Source organism: Pseudomonas sp. LBUM1641, assembly GCF_059716235.1.
Window position 1 is genome coordinate 3932135 of the sequence record NZ_CP166815.1, and the last position, 15730, is coordinate 3947864.

The following is a 15730-nucleotide window of genomic DNA, read 5'->3' on the forward strand; positions in this document are numbered from 1 at the left end:
ACAAAATATTACCAACTTGCTGATCGCCGGAGTTACGTCGCGCGTTGTTAGGGCCCGCAAAAAATGTGCACTGGGAAAACAATTTCCCACTCAAGCCATTCTGGCCATCACAATGCCACCCCACAAAAAAATGGGATGATAATGGTTGGATAGATACGCGCTCCTGTCGTCTGTTGCCCTGACCATTTCGGGGTCTTTTCATTGTGCCGCGGATACAGGCTATAAGGTGAGTTGAGCATGACCCCCCGTCAGCCTAACGCTCACCGTCATCCTTGAGGAAAGCGTGAGCCCGCAGGGTGAGCAACGCCCCCTGACCGTGATCGACCACGTTGACCGTATCATTCGGATAACGCTTTCGTATGATCTTGATCAACATGGCCAAACGCATGCCCGCCAACACCATATAACGACGGCCCGCGGCTGCAAGCAAGACACGGGCAGGATGCCATCATTCAGATTGAGAGGCATTATGCCGAACGGATCGCCGTTGGAACCCTCGCCCCTGATGTCAGACAAATTAGTGGTGGCATTAGCGAACTGACCGTCTTCCTTGGTGCCGGCCTTGTCCAAACGGTTGTTGCTGCGGTCCAGCTATTCACCATGAGGCTCAGTCTTGTTGACGCTCTCTTCGTCCTCGTGAAAGCCCCAATAACGGGATAACGACACTGCGCACGGAGCTTCTATCGCTTGATGCACTGAACTTGCGTCGGTAGCACTTGGTGTCAGGTGTCAGGGTTGGTCACCTTGTCTTTGTCATCAGAGGGCAGGCTTGTATCCCGCCGACATCAAGTAACCAGGGTTACTCGCGCCGTTGGACAAGGTGAGCGATATATCCAAGCGTTCGTTCAACCCTTGGCAGAGGCCCCGCTCGATTCACTCATAGCTACCGGCAGGACCTTTGGCGCCATGCACGAGGATGGTCACGCAGGGTTGTGGCGGAGGGACTACTAACCACCCGGCATGGTGATAGACTTTGCCGAGATGATTGTGCGTGCGGAAACGGCTTCGGTCATTGCCGGACTCCTTGTTTCGCAATGTTCCTTCGAGAAAAACAAGCTCTTTTATCTTGAATGCTCCAAACACCAGATTTCTCTAGCAAGCAAAATTTCCACAACAGACACGAGACAGTTTGCTTGTGCAGTCGACTGGGCTCGTTGAACGTATAAGAATCGCTGGGTTGCAAAGCGTCTAATTTTAGCGTTTTTGCGATGGCGCCAGGATCGTCGCCCAGCAGCTTCAGCTTTGGCAGGTGCCAGCCCGCGGGGAGATCAACATCGCAAACAGTTGCATAAGTGTGTTGGGCCGTGCGGCAACAAAGCAACACACGGGTGATTGCCCGATCGTTAGAGCCCGCAAAAAATGGTGATACATCGGTCCTAGGTTTGCCGAATTCAATTCATGGAAATGTAGGGAGACTGCTTGAAAACAGCAAAGTCGCAGGCCTGAATTAGCTGTGATAGACACACAGCAAGCGACAGGCGCGAGGACTGAGCCCCGGTAGACTGGGTGCCCAGTCTGGCCCTGCAGCTTGCTCAAACCCTGACGCGGAATGCGAGTATTGGTAACATCAGTCATGGGGTATCCCCTCCTTTGTAGCGTCGCGTACGGTTTGAATGTAGAAGAGAGAATCAGGAGGTATCTATCAGTCGATCCATTTATCCTGAGCATGTATAACGCCTAGGTAGGCTGGTGATTCGTAGGCGTCAAGGCAACGTACAATGTTATTCGGTTTCGATGTTTCTTTAATGATGCCGGTGTTTTTCGCGACTGCTTTGTTAAAATAAGTACCCACCGCGGAGTATGCCTCTTCATGGTTATGTTTTCCTTCCTGGAAGTACACGCCTTCGGCGACATCAGCCTCTTCTTTAATAGATCCCCCCGCAAACTTTCCAAGGCAATAGGCAAGCCCCCACTTTTTCAAGGTTTGGCGCTCATCGGTGATTGTATCGTTCGCGAATAAAAGAGGGGGGCAGGTGGCAATCAAAAAAATCAAAAGGGTTTTCATTATTTTAGTTCCCAAAATTTTACCTCTGTTGTGACTACGCCTGGCTGATGATGAATAAAATAGCAGCTATCGCTGCAATTTTTTCCATTCCACAAAGTTACATGCCCTGTTGCGCCCCTCCATCCTGAAACGACGAATATAATTACCCCTTGCTTTCCTTTGAGTTTTTCCGGGGTTAATAGCCCAAACTTTCTGAATGGTAAATCTGACTCACCGAACCGTTGTTCAACGAAGGTAATCATGTCATTCACGCGCATGATGTAGGCTTTCCCATCATCTCCCTTGAGTTTGTAAGCACCAGGGCCCTTTTTTATGGAGAAGCCGCCATAATTAAATGCTCGACTCAGGCGAACCCCGCATGCATTGGCGTAACCACTAGGTTTAGCCACATAGTGTTCATACACGTTGCCACCGACCACTTTGTAAACCTCCTCAGGAGTCATATCGAAGGGGTAAGCCGCCCATAGGGTTTTGAATTTTGGTCGTTTAACCAAAATAGTCGATTGAGCGCCACCAGCATTTACCGTCACACATCCCATGCTCTTTAGGCCTTCTCTACGATTTCTACATCCATAGTCGACAGTACATTCATGATCTTTGCTAAGCCATTAACACCTACAGTTGCCTCAACAGTTAGTAACTCATGAAGTACTTCGTTTTCGCCGAACGGGCCATTATTGATCTGCACCTTGAACGTTTCTCCGAACTCATAGTTACGAGTAGAAAAGTGGAGGTTCAGGTCAGTAAAATGTCGAGATACGCCCTCTACTGGCGTTTCATTCGGGCCGTAAGTCCAGTAGATACGCTCAATCGTCTTTTCTGAGGCGTGTGCAGCATTGTTACTTGCTGATAAGATCGCATCGCTAGCGGTCGATGTGCCCGTCCTATGCATAACAACATGTGCCATATTCATCGCATCCGTGCCCCCCCTGACCACCTCACCACGAGCCATGGTGATGGAGTAGGGCACGCTGGGCATCGCCGTTTGGCCATCAATTTGCTGGAGCACAAACCGCCGTTGCGTCTCCCCTACCTTGAACTTCGGCGGCTCCGCCGTAAGGTTGGCCCCCCCTACAAGACTGTGGTTCGCCGCCTTTACCGTGAAGTTTCCCGGCATGCCTAACTCGATATTGCCGCCCTTGAGCGTCAGATAAGCGCCGCCGCAGATCAAGGTGATGTGCTCGCTGGCTGAGATCAGCACATGCTGGTTAGTCGCGCTAATCTCAACGCTTTGGTCTGCATCCAGGCGAATGTTGTTGTTCTGCGCTTGTAACAGCATCAGCCCTTGGTGCGCGATATGGCGCATCTCACCACTTTGTGCAAACAGCCCGAGGTCGGTCCCAGCGTTGACCACGAACTTCTGTCCTGAGGTCAGTTGCTGGTTCTGTTGGGCCACGCTGTCGATATGCTCGCCGGCCGCTAGCGTAATACTGTTGGGAGATGCCAGCGCCACACCGGATTGCCCACTCACGGCAATGGCCGGCTTGCCGCCGTTGGTCTTGTCTGGCTCATTATTGGCGCTGTGGCCCAAGTCGCGGATGGCTTCACTGAGGTCTTTTTGCGGCAGAGCATCATTACTGACGCCCTGATTGTCCGCCGCGTAGTCACCCAGCCCCTTGGCCAATTGCAGCGCCGCTTCCAGTACCTGAACAACGGTGGCGCGGTTCAGGTGCCCTCCACTGGCGTTCAGTTGCTCTTCGGTGCTGAGCAGCAACCCCTTGGCGGCCCGCACGGCACCGTATTCGTCAGTGCGCAGCTCAAAACCTTCACCACGCGGCGCACCGCCATCGGGGCGAGGATGGGTCAAATAGCCAAGGTGCAAAGCGGTGCTGCCGTGATCGCTCATCAACGCAGCACTGATCTGCATGGTGGTGTCGTCAATACGCAGCTCGTTGGCCCGAGCGCCCTTGTACTCTTTGCTTTTGATGGTGCTAAGCGTTTTGTGATTCGGTAGTTGGTATGGCGGCATATTGATCGCACGGTAAGTGCGACCGGTGATAATCGGTTGATCACAATCTCCATCGAGGTAATCGACGATTACTTCCTGGCCAATGCGCGGGATCGCCATGTGACCCCAATCAGCACCAGCCCAATTCTGCGACACTCGAATCCAGCAAGAACTGAAATCGCTGTTTTTGCCCTCCCGATCCCATGGAAATTGAACCTTTACTCGGCCAAACTCATCAGTATGGATCTCCTCTCCTTCCGGCCCCACTACACTCGCAATCTGCGGCCCGTCAATACGGGGTTTAGGCAAGGGCGCAGGACGCCACTCCTTTTGCTCTGGAATTATCTCGGCAGTGAAGTCGTAACTCACACCCATTTCAGCGTCGGCGGACTCTTCTTGCTGGCTGGCGTGTTGGATGCCTTTGTGGGTGATACGGACCGACCGCCACCAGCGGTTGAAATCTTCCCGAGGGTGACCCGTGAGTTGAAAGGATAGACCCGGAAACAGACGCGGATCATCACCTTCCACAATGGCAACTTGAGCATCTCGACGATGACCTCGCAGGCGATCTTGTGTGAAGGGTTTACCAGTCGAACTGACCTTGTAGCGGCCCGGATAATCGTAATATTGATAATGTGAAGCCTGCCGTTCCATGTCTTCGGCAAGAGCGCGCTGTTGCTGGTTGAAAGTAGGACGCTTGAAGGTATAGTCACGCTGGGTCTGCTCGGCGGTTCGGACGTTTTCCGTGTAGCTGAACGCATAGAGCGTCGGCTGTGTGGCGCCTGCGGCAGGCTGCGTGGTGTACAACACCGGATCGCCCTGAATACGCTCTTGGACATAGAGCTTGTCGCTCTGTATGAGCGTATGAGAGGTCGCATCAGATTTGAAGTAGTAAAACAGGCCCTCCTCTGTAGAGAGTCTTTCGAACAAATAAAGGTCGGTATCCCCGGCCTGAGCGCAATACTCTCGAGGCAGATGCTCGGCATAAATGTTCTGTTGGTAGTCGAGTATGCCGTGCTCGGCCAGAACCGACTTGAGTATCTCCGGTACGCTTTTCTGCTGAAAGATGCGCCAATCGGAACTCAGGGAAAGTCGGGCTAACTGCGGTTCAACCACGACACGGTAACGTGTACGCCGAAACCCTGTTTTGCCTTGAGTGACACTGGAGACCACCCCATGAACATGGCGGGCAGCCATGGTGCCTTGCCAGATCGTGAGCAATGCTGGTTGATCGAGTATTTGATCAAAGTCGATGCTGGCATCGTAGCTCGTCAGTTCGAGGATCAGCCGATAAGGCTCGGAAATAGCTTCATCCAGCCTGAACTCAACGACCTCAAACGCAGTCCGGCCGGAAAGCACAGAAAAGGTGAACCTCAAATCCCTTTGACGCATATAACAGCTCCCTAGTCAAAATAACGAGCGTTGAGCAAGGACAAGAAAACCTCCCATATCAGGCGCTTTTCTTAATGCTGAAGCCAAAGCAAAAGGCAGCGCCCAAACGATAGCCTGACCAAACTCAATTTGTCAGAGCACACTAACAAGGCGGCAAAAACAATAATGTAGGAAGCGTCCTAAGGCTCATGCGGATTTGTCGCCGAGTCAGAATATTGCTTCACTGCGTCATTGCGCTGCGACCAAACAGCGAACCTACACGACTTTGCAGGGAGCCAATATCGTCGGACTTGGCATTCAGCCCATTGGTCGCGGCGTGCCTTGGCCATTGCGTACGATTGGCCGCGATCTCCAGTTGCAGCTCTACAAAACTGCCATTGCTCAGCCTGATGTGTTTACCCACTTCAATGTCACTCCCACACCATTGGTTTTATAGGTCCCTTTTACCGATTGCCCCAGGCTGGTTGGTATTTTGATGTCATTGTCGAAACGGCTGTACCTCAACACGCTATCGACGTAAATGCCGTTGTCATTGAGATACGTGGCGTACACCCCGAAGATTTTTTGATGTCGCCGGACGAACCCTCGCCGAAGCCCACGTCGAAACGCGCAGTGCCGACCACCCCACCGACATAGGCCTTGCCACTGTTCAGGGCGATGGCTTTATCGGCGCCGATCTCGATACCCGAGATGTCCTGAGTGCATGCACAACTGGAGTGCTCACTGACATCAAAGCATTTACTGATGACACAGATCCAGACGCCCCTTCATCCTTGCCCATGCGCAATTCGCCCCAGGGCATCCTCTGGACACTGGCTGTGTGTGTGTTCGGCGAAAGCGGAATTGCTCCCTCGGATAGGTCATTCGGCTTATCCAACACTGCTCCAGCGCTCACCAAAAACCAATCATCCTCTTGCTGCCGCAGACAGTAGCGAAACACGCCGACACCCACCTGATCACCATACAACGCGAGCTTGCCCACGCAGTCCTTACCACCCACTAACCGCCTCCCCCCCCCTCCCCCCCGCAGGCTCGTGCCCGGCGCCTTCCACAATCAGGGTATGGCGGCATTCAATCTGGCCACCGATCCGCAACAGGTCGCCTTGCAAACTAGCTAGGTCAGCGCTCATCAAAAAGCTCCCGGTGCCACTGAGATTTCCGTCAATGTTAAGGTGCTGAAAGGGCTATCGGTGTAGCTCAGTTGCCCGCTCGCCATATATAAATTGCCGATCTGCGAGTCACCGGGCATCTGCAACACGCTTTCATCCTGGCTCAGTTTGTCCAGCCCCTGAACCGCGCCCATCAGGCTGGAGTGGTCCTGCAAGAATACCGCGGAGTTCAGCGCGTCGATCCAACCCTTGCAGGCACTGAGGGAAATGCTGCTGACAATGCTCGATCAACTGCTGTGCAAGACGCTGCCGCTTGGCTTCGCTCAAGTGATACAGTTGTTCTGGGGTCAGGCATAACCAAGGCCTTCCGTATATTGCGCGATGGGCTGCTCAGGGTTTTCCTGACGAATAAATCCGGAGCTGTGAGCGAATTTCGGCAGCACAATAAGTCGGATTGGCCCCATCAATCGATCACGCGCCTGAGGTTCCAGGCCAGTCAGCCACAAACGCGTGATTCGGGGGGCGTAGTAACGAAAAAGGACCGTGGCATCGCCCTCGACCCGGGTGTGAATCAGGCTGCGCAGGCGCTGAAATACAAAGTCTTCATCGGCCTCTGACTGCAGCCAAATACCCGCCGTTGCACTCCACTCCACTCCAGTACAAAGATGTGGGCCAACGGGCTGCTGGGGGAAACCGGCACCAGTATCGGGCAGATATCCGCCAGCTCGCTGTAGCAAGTGTGCTGATACAGCGACTGAAACTTAGTGTTTTCTCTCTGATCCCGCAGGCGCTCGGACAGGTTGTCGATCTGAGCATTATTCAGCAGCAGATAAGCCTGACTCATGCATTCAACTCCACGAGTTTTGACACACCGCACAGACTGTCACGGCGTGACGTGCGGCCTGAATCAACGCAGATGTTTGCGTGGCCAGTGACGGTGCAGCCAACGCCTCGGCGACCATCGGTATGACCGAAAGGGCCGGCGGCGCAGGAACCCTCGAAACCGGTGCACCGCCCTGAACGATGGGCACGCTGCTGAAAATTCCACCGGAGGTGATGAGAATATGTTGACCGCCGGCCTGAAGCATCAGGTTCATTCCGGCGTTGATAACCACATTAGCGGCGGTATCGTGCTGCTGTTACCGGTGATGCTGACCAGTTCGTTACCACCAATCACCGTGTTACGCAGACCTTGGGGGGGGGTGCAGTTCGTCACATTTGATCAAGCTGGAACTGTTATTGCCCACCTGCTCAAAACGGTCATGACAGATCAGGCTGTGACTGTCACGAGTAATTTGCTCGTGGCGGTCGTTACGGATCTTGGTATCGCTATCGTTGAGGATTACCTGTTCGATAGGTGTGTTGGCTAGACGCTTACTGTGCCCCGCCAATCAGCAACGTTTAATTGAGCGGCCCAATCAGGCCGTGAATCAAAACTATTCGGGTTAAATTAGGTGTCTATTTTTCCGGTGGTTTGCTTGAGTTCCTAATCAAGCAAGCACTGAATGCATTTTGCTTGATCTTCTGCTCTGGCTCTTTGTCAGAGCCGCCCACGTCTGGTCTGTAGCGGGCGGTCCCAAGTATCTCACTACCTCCTGCGAGGAAGAGACTACTAGAACCGGCGAAACATATACGTAGTCGCATGCCTTGCTTTTCCATCTGGATCCCATGCGAAATCCGGGATGACTCCTGCAATCTCGAATCCTAAAGACGCATAAAGCGGTTCGGCAACATCGCCTGCACGTGTATCGAGGGTTACAAGTGTTTTCCCCAACTCGCGAGCGTGCTCAAGGGCCTGGCTCATAAGGCCGCGGCCAATGCCAAGTCGGCGGGCTCGTGGATGAACGATCATCTTCGCCACTTCGCAGCGGTGGGGCTGATTGGGCGGCATGGCCGTCAGAAGCTGTACTGTTCCGAGTAGCTCGTCCCCACGTACAGCACCAAAAACAACCCTCCGTCCAGCGGCGACCTCAGGCTGAACATTTCTCGACCAGAACAGACTAGCATCATGGTAGGACAGTGGAGCCATGAAGCTTATTGACGCTCCTGCAGCCACGCTGTCGGCGAGGATGCATGAAAGAGCCTCCAACCTTTGCTCGATTGCTGCGCCATCAAGTTCGATAATACGTATTTCCATGGGTTAACACCTTAGGCCATTGTGAGGATGTAGTGTGCGGGCTGGTCGCCGGTTTCAAACGACGATGCTCCTCGCAGCCGATACCGCAAGCAGTCGCCCACGTTCATGTTGTACTGAATACCATCAACCATCAGGGAGAGCGTTCCCGAAAGCAGCACCAAGTGATGCTCGTGGTCAGGCAGCGCGGGACGATCGTACGCAATACGTTGATGGGGTTCGATGACACACTCGATCACTTCGAGTTTCAGTTGCCCACTCGAAGGGGAGATCGAACGTCGAGAAAAACCGTGTGAACGATCAAGCCAGACGCTCTGATCAGCATATCGAACTAGCGGTGGAAAGTCGGGCTCAAGCGGCGCCAGAAGCTGTGAAAGAGGCAGCGCCAAGGCTGATGCCAAGCGACCTAAGGTTTCGGCCGTAGGGCTAACGTCGCCATTTTCGATCCGCGAAAGGGTAGCTCGGCTGACACCACTGTTTTCTGCCAGATCCTGCAACCTAAGTCCACGATCAGACCGCAGCTTACGAAGGTGCCTGGCAAGGATTTGGTTTTGGTCTATCAGATGAGCTTCCATATGCGGGAAAATATCTCATATATGGAATTAATCAAGCTATTTTAATTTTTTTCGCGGCTACAGCGGTACCCGAGGCAGTAGTTCCGCGCTTATCGGTCTGTGTGGGAGCAGCAACGTCAGGGTCGTACCTAACACGATCGTTTTTAATTCAAATCAGCCGCCGAAACAACGCGACAGCTTTATCGAAACGCTAAAACTCTCGAGTTACAAGCCAACGCAAACACTCACGCCGCTCTACTTTCCGGATCCGAGTGCCAAACGTATCCGTCCGGCCAACACACCTTTCTGACCCCAACGCCAAAGGGCGATGGTGTGCACTTAAATTTAAGTGCACACCACTTTTAGCCTTTTTAAGCGGACGCCCATGCCACAAGAACGCCGTTCCTACTCCAAGTCTTTCAAGGCCCAAGTCATTGCCGAATGCGCGCAGTCTGAAAGAGTCGATTGCCAATGTCGCCCTGACTCACAACCTCAACGCTAACCTCGTCCATAAATGGATTCGGGCGCATGCGCAGAAAACTCTGACGCTGCAAACCGCCTTCATCCCCATCAAGGCATCGCCACAGATAGCGACGCATCAAACTCTTCCCGCTACGATCCAAATCGAAGTGCCTCATTCAAAAGGCATAGTCGTGGTGAGTTGGCTGGCAGAAAATGCAGCGGCGTGTTCCGCTTTCTTACGAGACCTGCTGCGATGATCCGCATAGACTCGATCTGGCTCCCGAGCCCATGGACATGCGGGCCGGCACTGAAACCGCGCTCGCGCGAGCTATCGCGGTGTTCGGTGCGGCGAAGCCGCACTGTGCCTATCTGTTCGCCAACCGTCGCGCCAATCGCATGAAAGTGCTGGTGCATGACGGTGTGGAGATTTGGCTTGCAGCCCGGCGTTTGAATCAAGGGCGCTTCTTTTGGCCTGGTGTGCGACACGGCTCCGAAGTTGAGTTGGATGCCGAGCAACTTCAGGCCCTGGTACTCGGCTTAGCTTGGCAACGCGTCGGTGCAGGCGAAATTATCTCGATGATTTAAAACCCGCCATGGAGCGCTTTCCAGTGCAATTGGCCCATCAGTCTATCGCCGCCATTAGCCCTCTCTGGCAAAATCGGCGGCATGACTTTGCATCCGAATCTCGATCAATTAAACCCTAAAGAACTGACTGCATTGGCGGCGCAGTTGATCCAGCGCGTCCAGAGGATGGACAAGCCAATCACTTATCACAAGTCGGTCAACGAGAAGCGGGCCCACGAGATCGCTCTGCTCAAACGCTTCAAGTTTGCCAAGCGCAGCGAGCAGCTAAGTCCGGATCAAGCCAGCTTGCTCGACGACTTGATCGACACCGATATCGCGGCTATCGAAGCCGAACTTGAGGCTCGGCAACCGGTAGCAGTCGAAGCCAAAGTTCGCCAGCAACCCAAGCCCGCTGCGCTGCCATCGCAGTTCCCTCGCACGTTGATCCATCACGAACAGGAAAACAGCCACTGCCGGTGCGGCTGTGCCTTAAAACGCATCGGCGAAGATGCCAGCGAAAAGCTCGAATACACGCCCGGCGTGTTCACGGTCGAGCGCCACATTCGTGGGAAATGGGCCTGCGAACAATGCGAAACGCTGATCCAGGCGCCGGTACAGGCGCATGTTATCGACAAAGGCATACCGACAGCGGGCCTACTCGCCCACGTCATGGTTAGTTCGCCGACCATCTGCCGCTGTATCGCCAAGAGAAAGTCCTCGGACATGCCGGGTTGCCCATCGCCCGTTCGACCCTGGCGCAATGGGTTGGCGCTTGTGGCGTGCAGCTACAGCCGCTGGTGGATGCATTGGGCGAAGCGGTGATGCCTGGCGCGAAGAAAACTCATCGCTTACGTCTGGGCCTACGCCACGAGTCAGTTCCTCGAGCTGGCGTCGGTTGTTTACGACTTCAGCCCCAGCCATGCGGGTGAACACGCTCGAAACTTCCTCGGCCACTGGAGCGGCAAGCTGGTCTGCGATGACTTCGCTGGCTACAAGGCAGGATTTGAGCTAGGGCGACCGCAACGGATCTTTGGAATGGATGATCCTCCAGAGTAATTACACGTAACGTGTAAATAGGCATTTGAAGGGATCTCTTAACGCTTTTTTTCTAATAGGCGGCTAAAGGCATCCTTAGCCGCCTAATCGAACTATCGCGCCTTAACGGCTGATAAACCATTTGAAATAATCACTTCCACTCGACGATTAAGTTGCCGCGAGCTTGCAGTGCCATTCCCGGCTACCGGGAATTCCTTCGCCGTAACCTTGGGTAGAGATCCGGGCGGTTTCAACGCCTTTCTGGGTCAAGGCAGACGCGACAGAATTGGCACGCTGCTCGGACAATGCTTGGTTCAGGCTTTCGCTTCCTACGGTACCGGTAAACCTTCGACGCGAACTTTACGTTCAAGGTTATTCTCTAGAAAATCGGCCAACTGCTGAATATCACGACGCGAACCCGATTTGAGGTCAGACCTGCCCGTATCAAACAGTACGTCGCCCAAGGCGATAACTTCGCCACGTTGGGTCGATTTTCTATTAAGTGCCTGCAACGCCTTGAGCTGTTCGGTGCGAACATTCAGCTGAACTTGGGTGCGCTCAACGTCGATATTGGCAAGGCCGTCGCTGGCCTCACGCCCCAAGATGGCCTGTTCAGCAAAGGTAACTTTCTGGGTGGCAAGGTATGCCAATTGATTAATACCTGCTGCCTTATGATCTGAGTTGGACAGTACATCGGACTTGCTCAGCGCTGTGAACGCCGCCTGGGTTTCGATTGGCGCGAGCGTGCTCGCTTTAGCGTTGCTCTGGACATCCGAGAACTGTTTGCGTGCTTCAACCAGTTGAGCGTTTTCAGGAGTGTCTGTACAGCCCGCCAGAACCAACGCAACATCAGCTGCTAGCGGTAGTACGCATGATAAATCCTCAGCGGGTTGGGGGAGAAGCGGGAGCAATACCTGCTGCCGGCGCTTGTAGCATTTCTTGTTTAAGAACTTGAATGCCAGCTTGAGCATCTTTGAGGTCTTTCTGTGCCTTCACGGTGATGGCTGTGCGTTTCGCTAAATTGGCGTCCACCTGATTCTGTTCTGCCAGCTACTTGACCTTCACATAGTGCTTTTCCCTGATTTTCTGTTCCATCAGGAACATCTTGTCTTGCGCAGTTTTGATTTGAAGTGGCGCGAACTCTGTTGCCCTAGCAGATACAGCGCGGGCGACAGCGTCTTTGGAGAGTGAAATTTGATCATTTGGAATTGGGGCGCTAGCACAGGCGATTAATGTTGCTGCGGTGATCAGCAACATTAACGAGGCGGATGCTCGGGTACAGTGGTTTCGATGATTCATTCAATTCTCCAACCACTTTAATTTAACGACTTCCGGGCGAAACCCAGTCAAATATTTTGCACAAGTAAATTGTTGAAATAACGACGAACCGGCCTGCGACTTTGTAGGAACATCCCCAGTGACAACGAAGCGAAATTCGGCCGTTCAAATTGCGAAAAAAAGACCCGGCATTAAGCCGGGCCAAACGAGCGAGGTTTCTTACCAGAGATAGCGATAACCGAGCGTCATACCCCATGGCTGCTCAATGTCATCGCCTTTAGCATATTCAGCGTCTAGGGAAATCTTGCTCTTGGCACTGATTTGAACAATGGCGCCAAACCCAACTTCGCCCCGGTCACCGGCCAGTTCGGTCTTGAACCGGTTTCCGTTGACCTTTACGTGGCTGTTGCCGGCATGCTCATTGATATACGACGCCTTGACGTACGGCTGAATATTCAAGCCATTGTCCAGAGTCAGGTTGCGCCCCAGCAAAGAGCCGACCCGGCTTTGCAACGAGTCCACTCGCTGGGCATCCACCTGAAGCCCGTTGCTGGCGGTGAATTGCGCGCCTTGGGTACGGGTCGCCGTGAGTTCCAGTTGTGGTTCGACAAACCAGCCATCCTTAAGCGCGATGTGCTTGCCTACCTCAACGTCCATACCTATCCCATGGCTGCCATAGGAAGATTTGACCGACGACCCGAGATTGGTGGGCGTCTTGATATCAGTGTCGAAATGGCTGAACTTCAAGACAGTGTCAACATAGATGCCGTTGTCATTTAGGTACGTTGCATAAGCGCCGATCATTTTGCTGTCGATCGACCCCAAGGCCCCCTCACCGAAGTTCAGATCTGAGCGCCCTGCCCCGACCATGCCGCCGACGTACACCTTGCCACTGACCAGGGGAATTGCCTTGTCAGCACCGACTTCCACACCGGTATTGTTCTGCGTGAATACGCGGCTGGCGTTTTCGCCAACATTAAAACGGCCACCAATCGCACGCATCCATACACCACCATCATCCTGGCCCATACGCAGCTCGCCCAAACGCTTGACCAGCACGCCCATCTGCGAGTTCCACAATGTCGCTACAGCAGTCTGGGACGCGATAGCTGCGTTACTACCCTTGGACAGGTCATCAGGGCTACCCGGTACCGCCCCGCTATTCACCAAAAACCAATCATCGCCTTGCTGTTCCAGCGAATAGCGAAACGCGCCAGCATCCACATGGCCGCCGTACAACCCGAACTGCCTGGCGCCGCCATTGCCATCTACCAGGCGCAATTCGCCACCTGCAGCAGCCGGCTCATGTCCGGTGTCTTCCACAATCAGGGTATGGCTACCTTCAATCTGCCCACCTACCCGCAGAAGGTCACCTTGAAGACTCGCCAAGTCAGAGTTCATCAAAAAACTGCCAGTGCCGCTGAGGTTACCGTCAACTGTCAGCGTGCTGAAGGGGCTGCCAGCAAAACTCACCTGCCCGCCCGCCATGTTCAATTGGCCGACCTGCGAGTCGCCAGTCATCTGCCAAATACTTTGATCCAGGGTCAGGCTATCTAGCCCATGAACCGTCCCCTTCAGGCTTGAGTTATCGTGCAACGACAGTGCGGAGCTGAGTGCGTCGACCCGAATATCCCCAAACAGGTTTGAGCGCCGTGCGTTGATCTGCACATCTTGCGTGTCCACATAAGAACCGTCAGCGAGCCGACGCTGCTCCACTACCAGCAGGTCTTTGCCACTGATCTGCGAATCGCTCAGGTCGATGGTGGCGGTGCCGCCCTGCACGCTGATACCACGTCCATTGGCGGCGCTGATCGTGCTGCCATCCAGCACGAAGGTGTTGGTCACGCCTACCGTTGCAAGGGATTGCAAGCCGATGGAGTTATCGCGATCGGCGCTCAAACCGACGTTATCCATGCGTACGGTGCCGCCATTGGAGGCTTGAACGCCTCGGGCAAACTCGCCGGTCAAGTTGACGACGGAGTTGCTGATATCGGTGCTTGAACCGCTGGATGTCACCAACCCGATTGCATTGTTGCTGCCGCGAATATCCATGCCTTCCAGGGTGATCTGCGAGTTGTCGCAGGCAAACGCACCGACGCTGTTGCCGCCGAATTGCAGCTGCATATTGCGAGCGTCAATCGACGAGGTATTGCCAGCATACAACGCGTATGAATTGCTGCCGGCGGTGCGGATCTGGCCGCCGTCCAACGTGGCCGTGCCGCCCAACTGGGTAAACACGCCAATGGCGCCGTCGCCTTGAGTATCGATGGTCACGTCACGGGCGATCAACTCGCTGTCAGCGTCCGGCACCCAGATACCAAACGCATTGGCGCCGGTTGTGGAGACCTGCACGTTATCGAGGGTCGCCGTGGCATTGCGGTTAACGTTGATCCCGATCGCGTTGGCGTCAGAGGTGCGTACCGATACGGTGTCCAGCGTCGCCACTGTTCGGTCGGTGGCGTCAGTGCCACGTAGATAAACACCATGGGCCGTGGCGCCGGAGGTCGCGATCGTAGTGTTTTTCGCATCGAACGTTCTGGCACCCAGCACGTTGATCGCCGAGGAGAACTGACCCTGGGTGGTCAGCGCCAGGCCGTCCACCTGGATTTGGCCGCCCTGGGTCATATTCAACGCAAACGCGTTGTCGCCCAGGGTACTGATCTGGGTGTCGGCGACCACACCGTTGTTGCGTGTCCCGGAAAAGCTCAAGCCATGGCTGGCATTACCCAGAGTCGAGGGCGTTGAGCCGCTAACTTGCACGGTATTGTCATTGCCACGAATCAGCACAGCATGGCTGGCCTGCCCATCGGTGGTCACCGAGCTGTCAATGATTTGCAGGCTGAAGTTACTGTCGGGAACGCTGATGCCCGGCTTGTTATCGCCGGTATCGTCAATGATCACTCCATCGTAAACCGGATCAGCCAGCGTGGAAGCTTGGGCCACGCAGAGGCTTGAACGTCGAAGGTGATGATAACTGCCGCACCAACCATGCTCAGTGCGACTTTCGGTAGAGGAGTCATAAGAATTCCTTACTCTTTTTCGATATGTGCAAGCCCGCATCACCAGGATTTCCTAGGCGACGGTGTTATGGAACAAACTACGGGAAGTCAGCCCCAGTTGGCGTTTCAAGCGATTGCAAACATTGAGCTAAAGTTGGTATTTATTAAAAGCACTGCATACCAGTCGTATAGCTAACTGAACCCCAACATCTCAATTCAGACGATTTATATCAAAGCTCCCACCGCCTTC

Annotated in this window: 19 protein-coding genes and 2 pseudogenes; 4 read left to right on the forward strand and 17 right to left on the reverse strand. The window is 54.1% G+C overall.

Going from position 1 to position 15730, the window contains the following annotated elements; translation table 11 throughout:
- Nucleotides 1–119: 119 nt before the first annotated feature.
- The 11 genes and pseudogenes from ACA046_RS18025 to ACA046_RS18075 all read right to left on the reverse strand — a co-directional run.
- Nucleotides 120–1013, reverse strand: a pseudogene (locus ACA046_RS18025) (T6SS effector phospholipase Tle3 domain-containing protein); the annotation flags it as partial.
- A 629-nt stretch (nucleotides 1014–1642) separates the two neighbouring features.
- Nucleotides 1643–2005 carry a T6SS amidase immunity protein Tai4 family protein gene (locus ACA046_RS18030; protein ID WP_497674571.1) on the reverse strand — a complete coding sequence of 121 codons (363 nt, stop codon included), beginning with the start codon at nucleotides 2003–2005 and terminating at the stop codon, nucleotides 1643–1645.
- A complete protein-coding gene (locus ACA046_RS18035) occupies nucleotides 2005–2535 on the reverse strand; it encodes a type VI secretion system amidase effector protein Tae4 (RefSeq protein ID WP_497674572.1) in 531 nt (176 codons plus the stop codon). The genes ACA046_RS18030 and ACA046_RS18035 overlap by 1 nt, the downstream gene beginning before the upstream one ends.
- Nucleotides 2536–2549: 14 nt before the next feature.
- Nucleotides 2550–5345: a type VI secretion system Vgr family protein gene (locus ACA046_RS18040; RefSeq protein ID WP_497674573.1), complete on the reverse strand. Its 2796-nt coding sequence runs from the start codon at nucleotides 5343–5345 to the stop codon at nucleotides 2550–2552.
- Between the two features lie 220 nt (nucleotides 5346–5565).
- Nucleotides 5566–5748: a hypothetical protein gene (locus ACA046_RS18045; RefSeq protein WP_497674574.1), complete on the reverse strand. Its 183-nt coding sequence runs from the start codon at nucleotides 5746–5748 to the stop codon at nucleotides 5566–5568.
- Entirely contained in the window at nucleotides 5727–5897 is a 171-nt protein-coding gene (locus ACA046_RS18050; RefSeq protein ID WP_497674575.1) for an autotransporter outer membrane beta-barrel domain-containing protein, read from the reverse strand. Before ACA046_RS18050 ends, ACA046_RS18045 begins: the two co-directional genes overlap by 22 nt.
- A complete protein-coding gene (locus ACA046_RS18055) occupies nucleotides 5846–6100 on the reverse strand; it encodes an autotransporter outer membrane beta-barrel domain-containing protein (RefSeq protein ID WP_497677104.1) in 255 nt (84 codons plus the stop codon). The genes ACA046_RS18050 and ACA046_RS18055 overlap by 52 nt, the downstream gene beginning before the upstream one ends.
- A gap of 234 nt (nucleotides 6101–6334) precedes the next feature.
- Entirely contained in the window at nucleotides 6335–6475 is a 141-nt protein-coding gene (locus ACA046_RS18060; RefSeq protein WP_497674576.1) for a hypothetical protein, read from the reverse strand.
- Complete coding sequence (locus ACA046_RS18065; protein WP_497674577.1) at nucleotides 6475–6648, reverse strand: hypothetical protein; 174 nt, start codon at nucleotides 6646–6648, stop codon at nucleotides 6475–6477. Before ACA046_RS18065 ends, ACA046_RS18060 begins: the two co-directional genes overlap by 1 nt.
- A gap of 153 nt (nucleotides 6649–6801) precedes the next feature.
- On the reverse strand, nucleotides 6802–7107 hold the full coding sequence (locus ACA046_RS18070; protein ID WP_497674578.1) for a DUF4123 domain-containing protein: 306 nt from the start codon (nucleotides 7105–7107) through the stop codon (nucleotides 6802–6804).
- Nucleotides 7026–7298 (reverse strand): DUF4123 domain-containing protein, encoded by a 273-nt coding sequence (locus ACA046_RS18075; protein WP_497674579.1) that lies wholly within the window; start codon nucleotides 7296–7298, stop codon nucleotides 7026–7028. The genes ACA046_RS18070 and ACA046_RS18075 overlap by 82 nt, the downstream gene beginning before the upstream one ends.
- Before the next feature lie 220 nt (nucleotides 7299–7518).
- Between ACA046_RS18075 and ACA046_RS18080 the strand changes: the two genes are divergently transcribed.
- Nucleotides 7519–7824 (forward strand): hypothetical protein, encoded by a 306-nt coding sequence (locus tag ACA046_RS18080; RefSeq protein ID WP_497674580.1) that lies wholly within the window; start codon nucleotides 7519–7521, stop codon nucleotides 7822–7824.
- Nucleotides 7825–8066: 242 nt separating this feature from the next.
- On the opposite strand, the gene ACA046_RS18085 is transcribed toward ACA046_RS18080, so the two are convergent.
- Both ACA046_RS18085 and ACA046_RS18090 read right to left on the reverse strand, forming a co-directional pair.
- Complete coding sequence (locus ACA046_RS18085; RefSeq protein ID WP_497674581.1) at nucleotides 8067–8591, reverse strand: GNAT family N-acetyltransferase; 525 nt, start codon at nucleotides 8589–8591, stop codon at nucleotides 8067–8069.
- Between the two features lie 11 nt (nucleotides 8592–8602).
- Nucleotides 8603–9163, reverse strand: a complete 561-nt coding sequence (locus tag ACA046_RS18090) for a helix-turn-helix domain-containing protein (RefSeq protein WP_497674582.1) — start codon at nucleotides 9161–9163, stop codon at nucleotides 8603–8605.
- A 413-nt stretch (nucleotides 9164–9576) separates the two neighbouring features.
- On the opposite strand from ACA046_RS18090, the gene ACA046_RS18095 reads away from it, so the two are divergent.
- From ACA046_RS18095 to ACA046_RS18105, 3 genes and pseudogenes are all read left to right on the forward strand, one after another.
- Nucleotides 9577–9861, forward strand: a complete 285-nt coding sequence (locus tag ACA046_RS18095; protein WP_497677158.1) for a hypothetical protein — start codon at nucleotides 9577–9579, stop codon at nucleotides 9859–9861.
- Nucleotides 9818–10189 (forward strand): IS66 family insertion sequence element accessory protein TnpB, encoded by a 372-nt coding sequence (gene tnpB / locus ACA046_RS18100; RefSeq protein WP_497674583.1) that lies wholly within the window; start codon nucleotides 9818–9820, stop codon nucleotides 10187–10189. Before ACA046_RS18095 ends, tnpB begins: the two co-directional genes overlap by 44 nt.
- A gap of 81 nt (nucleotides 10190–10270) precedes the next feature.
- Nucleotides 10271–11182: pseudogene (locus ACA046_RS18105) on the forward strand (IS66 family transposase); the annotation flags it as partial.
- A gap of 189 nt (nucleotides 11183–11371) precedes the next feature.
- Here the strand turns inward: ACA046_RS18105 and ACA046_RS18110 are convergent.
- From ACA046_RS18110 to ACA046_RS18125, 4 genes are all read right to left on the reverse strand, one after another.
- Nucleotides 11372–11509 carry an OmpA family protein gene (locus ACA046_RS18110; RefSeq protein ID WP_497674584.1) on the reverse strand — a complete coding sequence of 46 codons (138 nt, stop codon included), beginning with the start codon at nucleotides 11507–11509 and terminating at the stop codon, nucleotides 11372–11374.
- Between the two features lie 23 nt (nucleotides 11510–11532).
- Nucleotides 11533–12174 carry a DUF4398 domain-containing protein gene (locus ACA046_RS18115; RefSeq protein ID WP_497674585.1) on the reverse strand — a complete coding sequence of 214 codons (642 nt, stop codon included), beginning with the start codon at nucleotides 12172–12174 and terminating at the stop codon, nucleotides 11533–11535.
- Nucleotides 12175–12253: 79 nt separating this feature from the next.
- On the reverse strand, nucleotides 12254–12502 hold the full coding sequence (locus ACA046_RS18120) for a hypothetical protein (RefSeq protein WP_497674586.1): 249 nt from the start codon (nucleotides 12500–12502) through the stop codon (nucleotides 12254–12256).
- Between the two features lie 198 nt (nucleotides 12503–12700).
- The gene (locus ACA046_RS18125) at nucleotides 12701–15424 is read right to left on the reverse strand and encodes an autotransporter outer membrane beta-barrel domain-containing protein (protein WP_497674587.1); all 2724 of its coding nucleotides are present in this window, start codon (nucleotides 15422–15424) and stop codon (nucleotides 12701–12703) included.
- Nucleotides 15425–15730 lie beyond the last annotated feature (306 nt).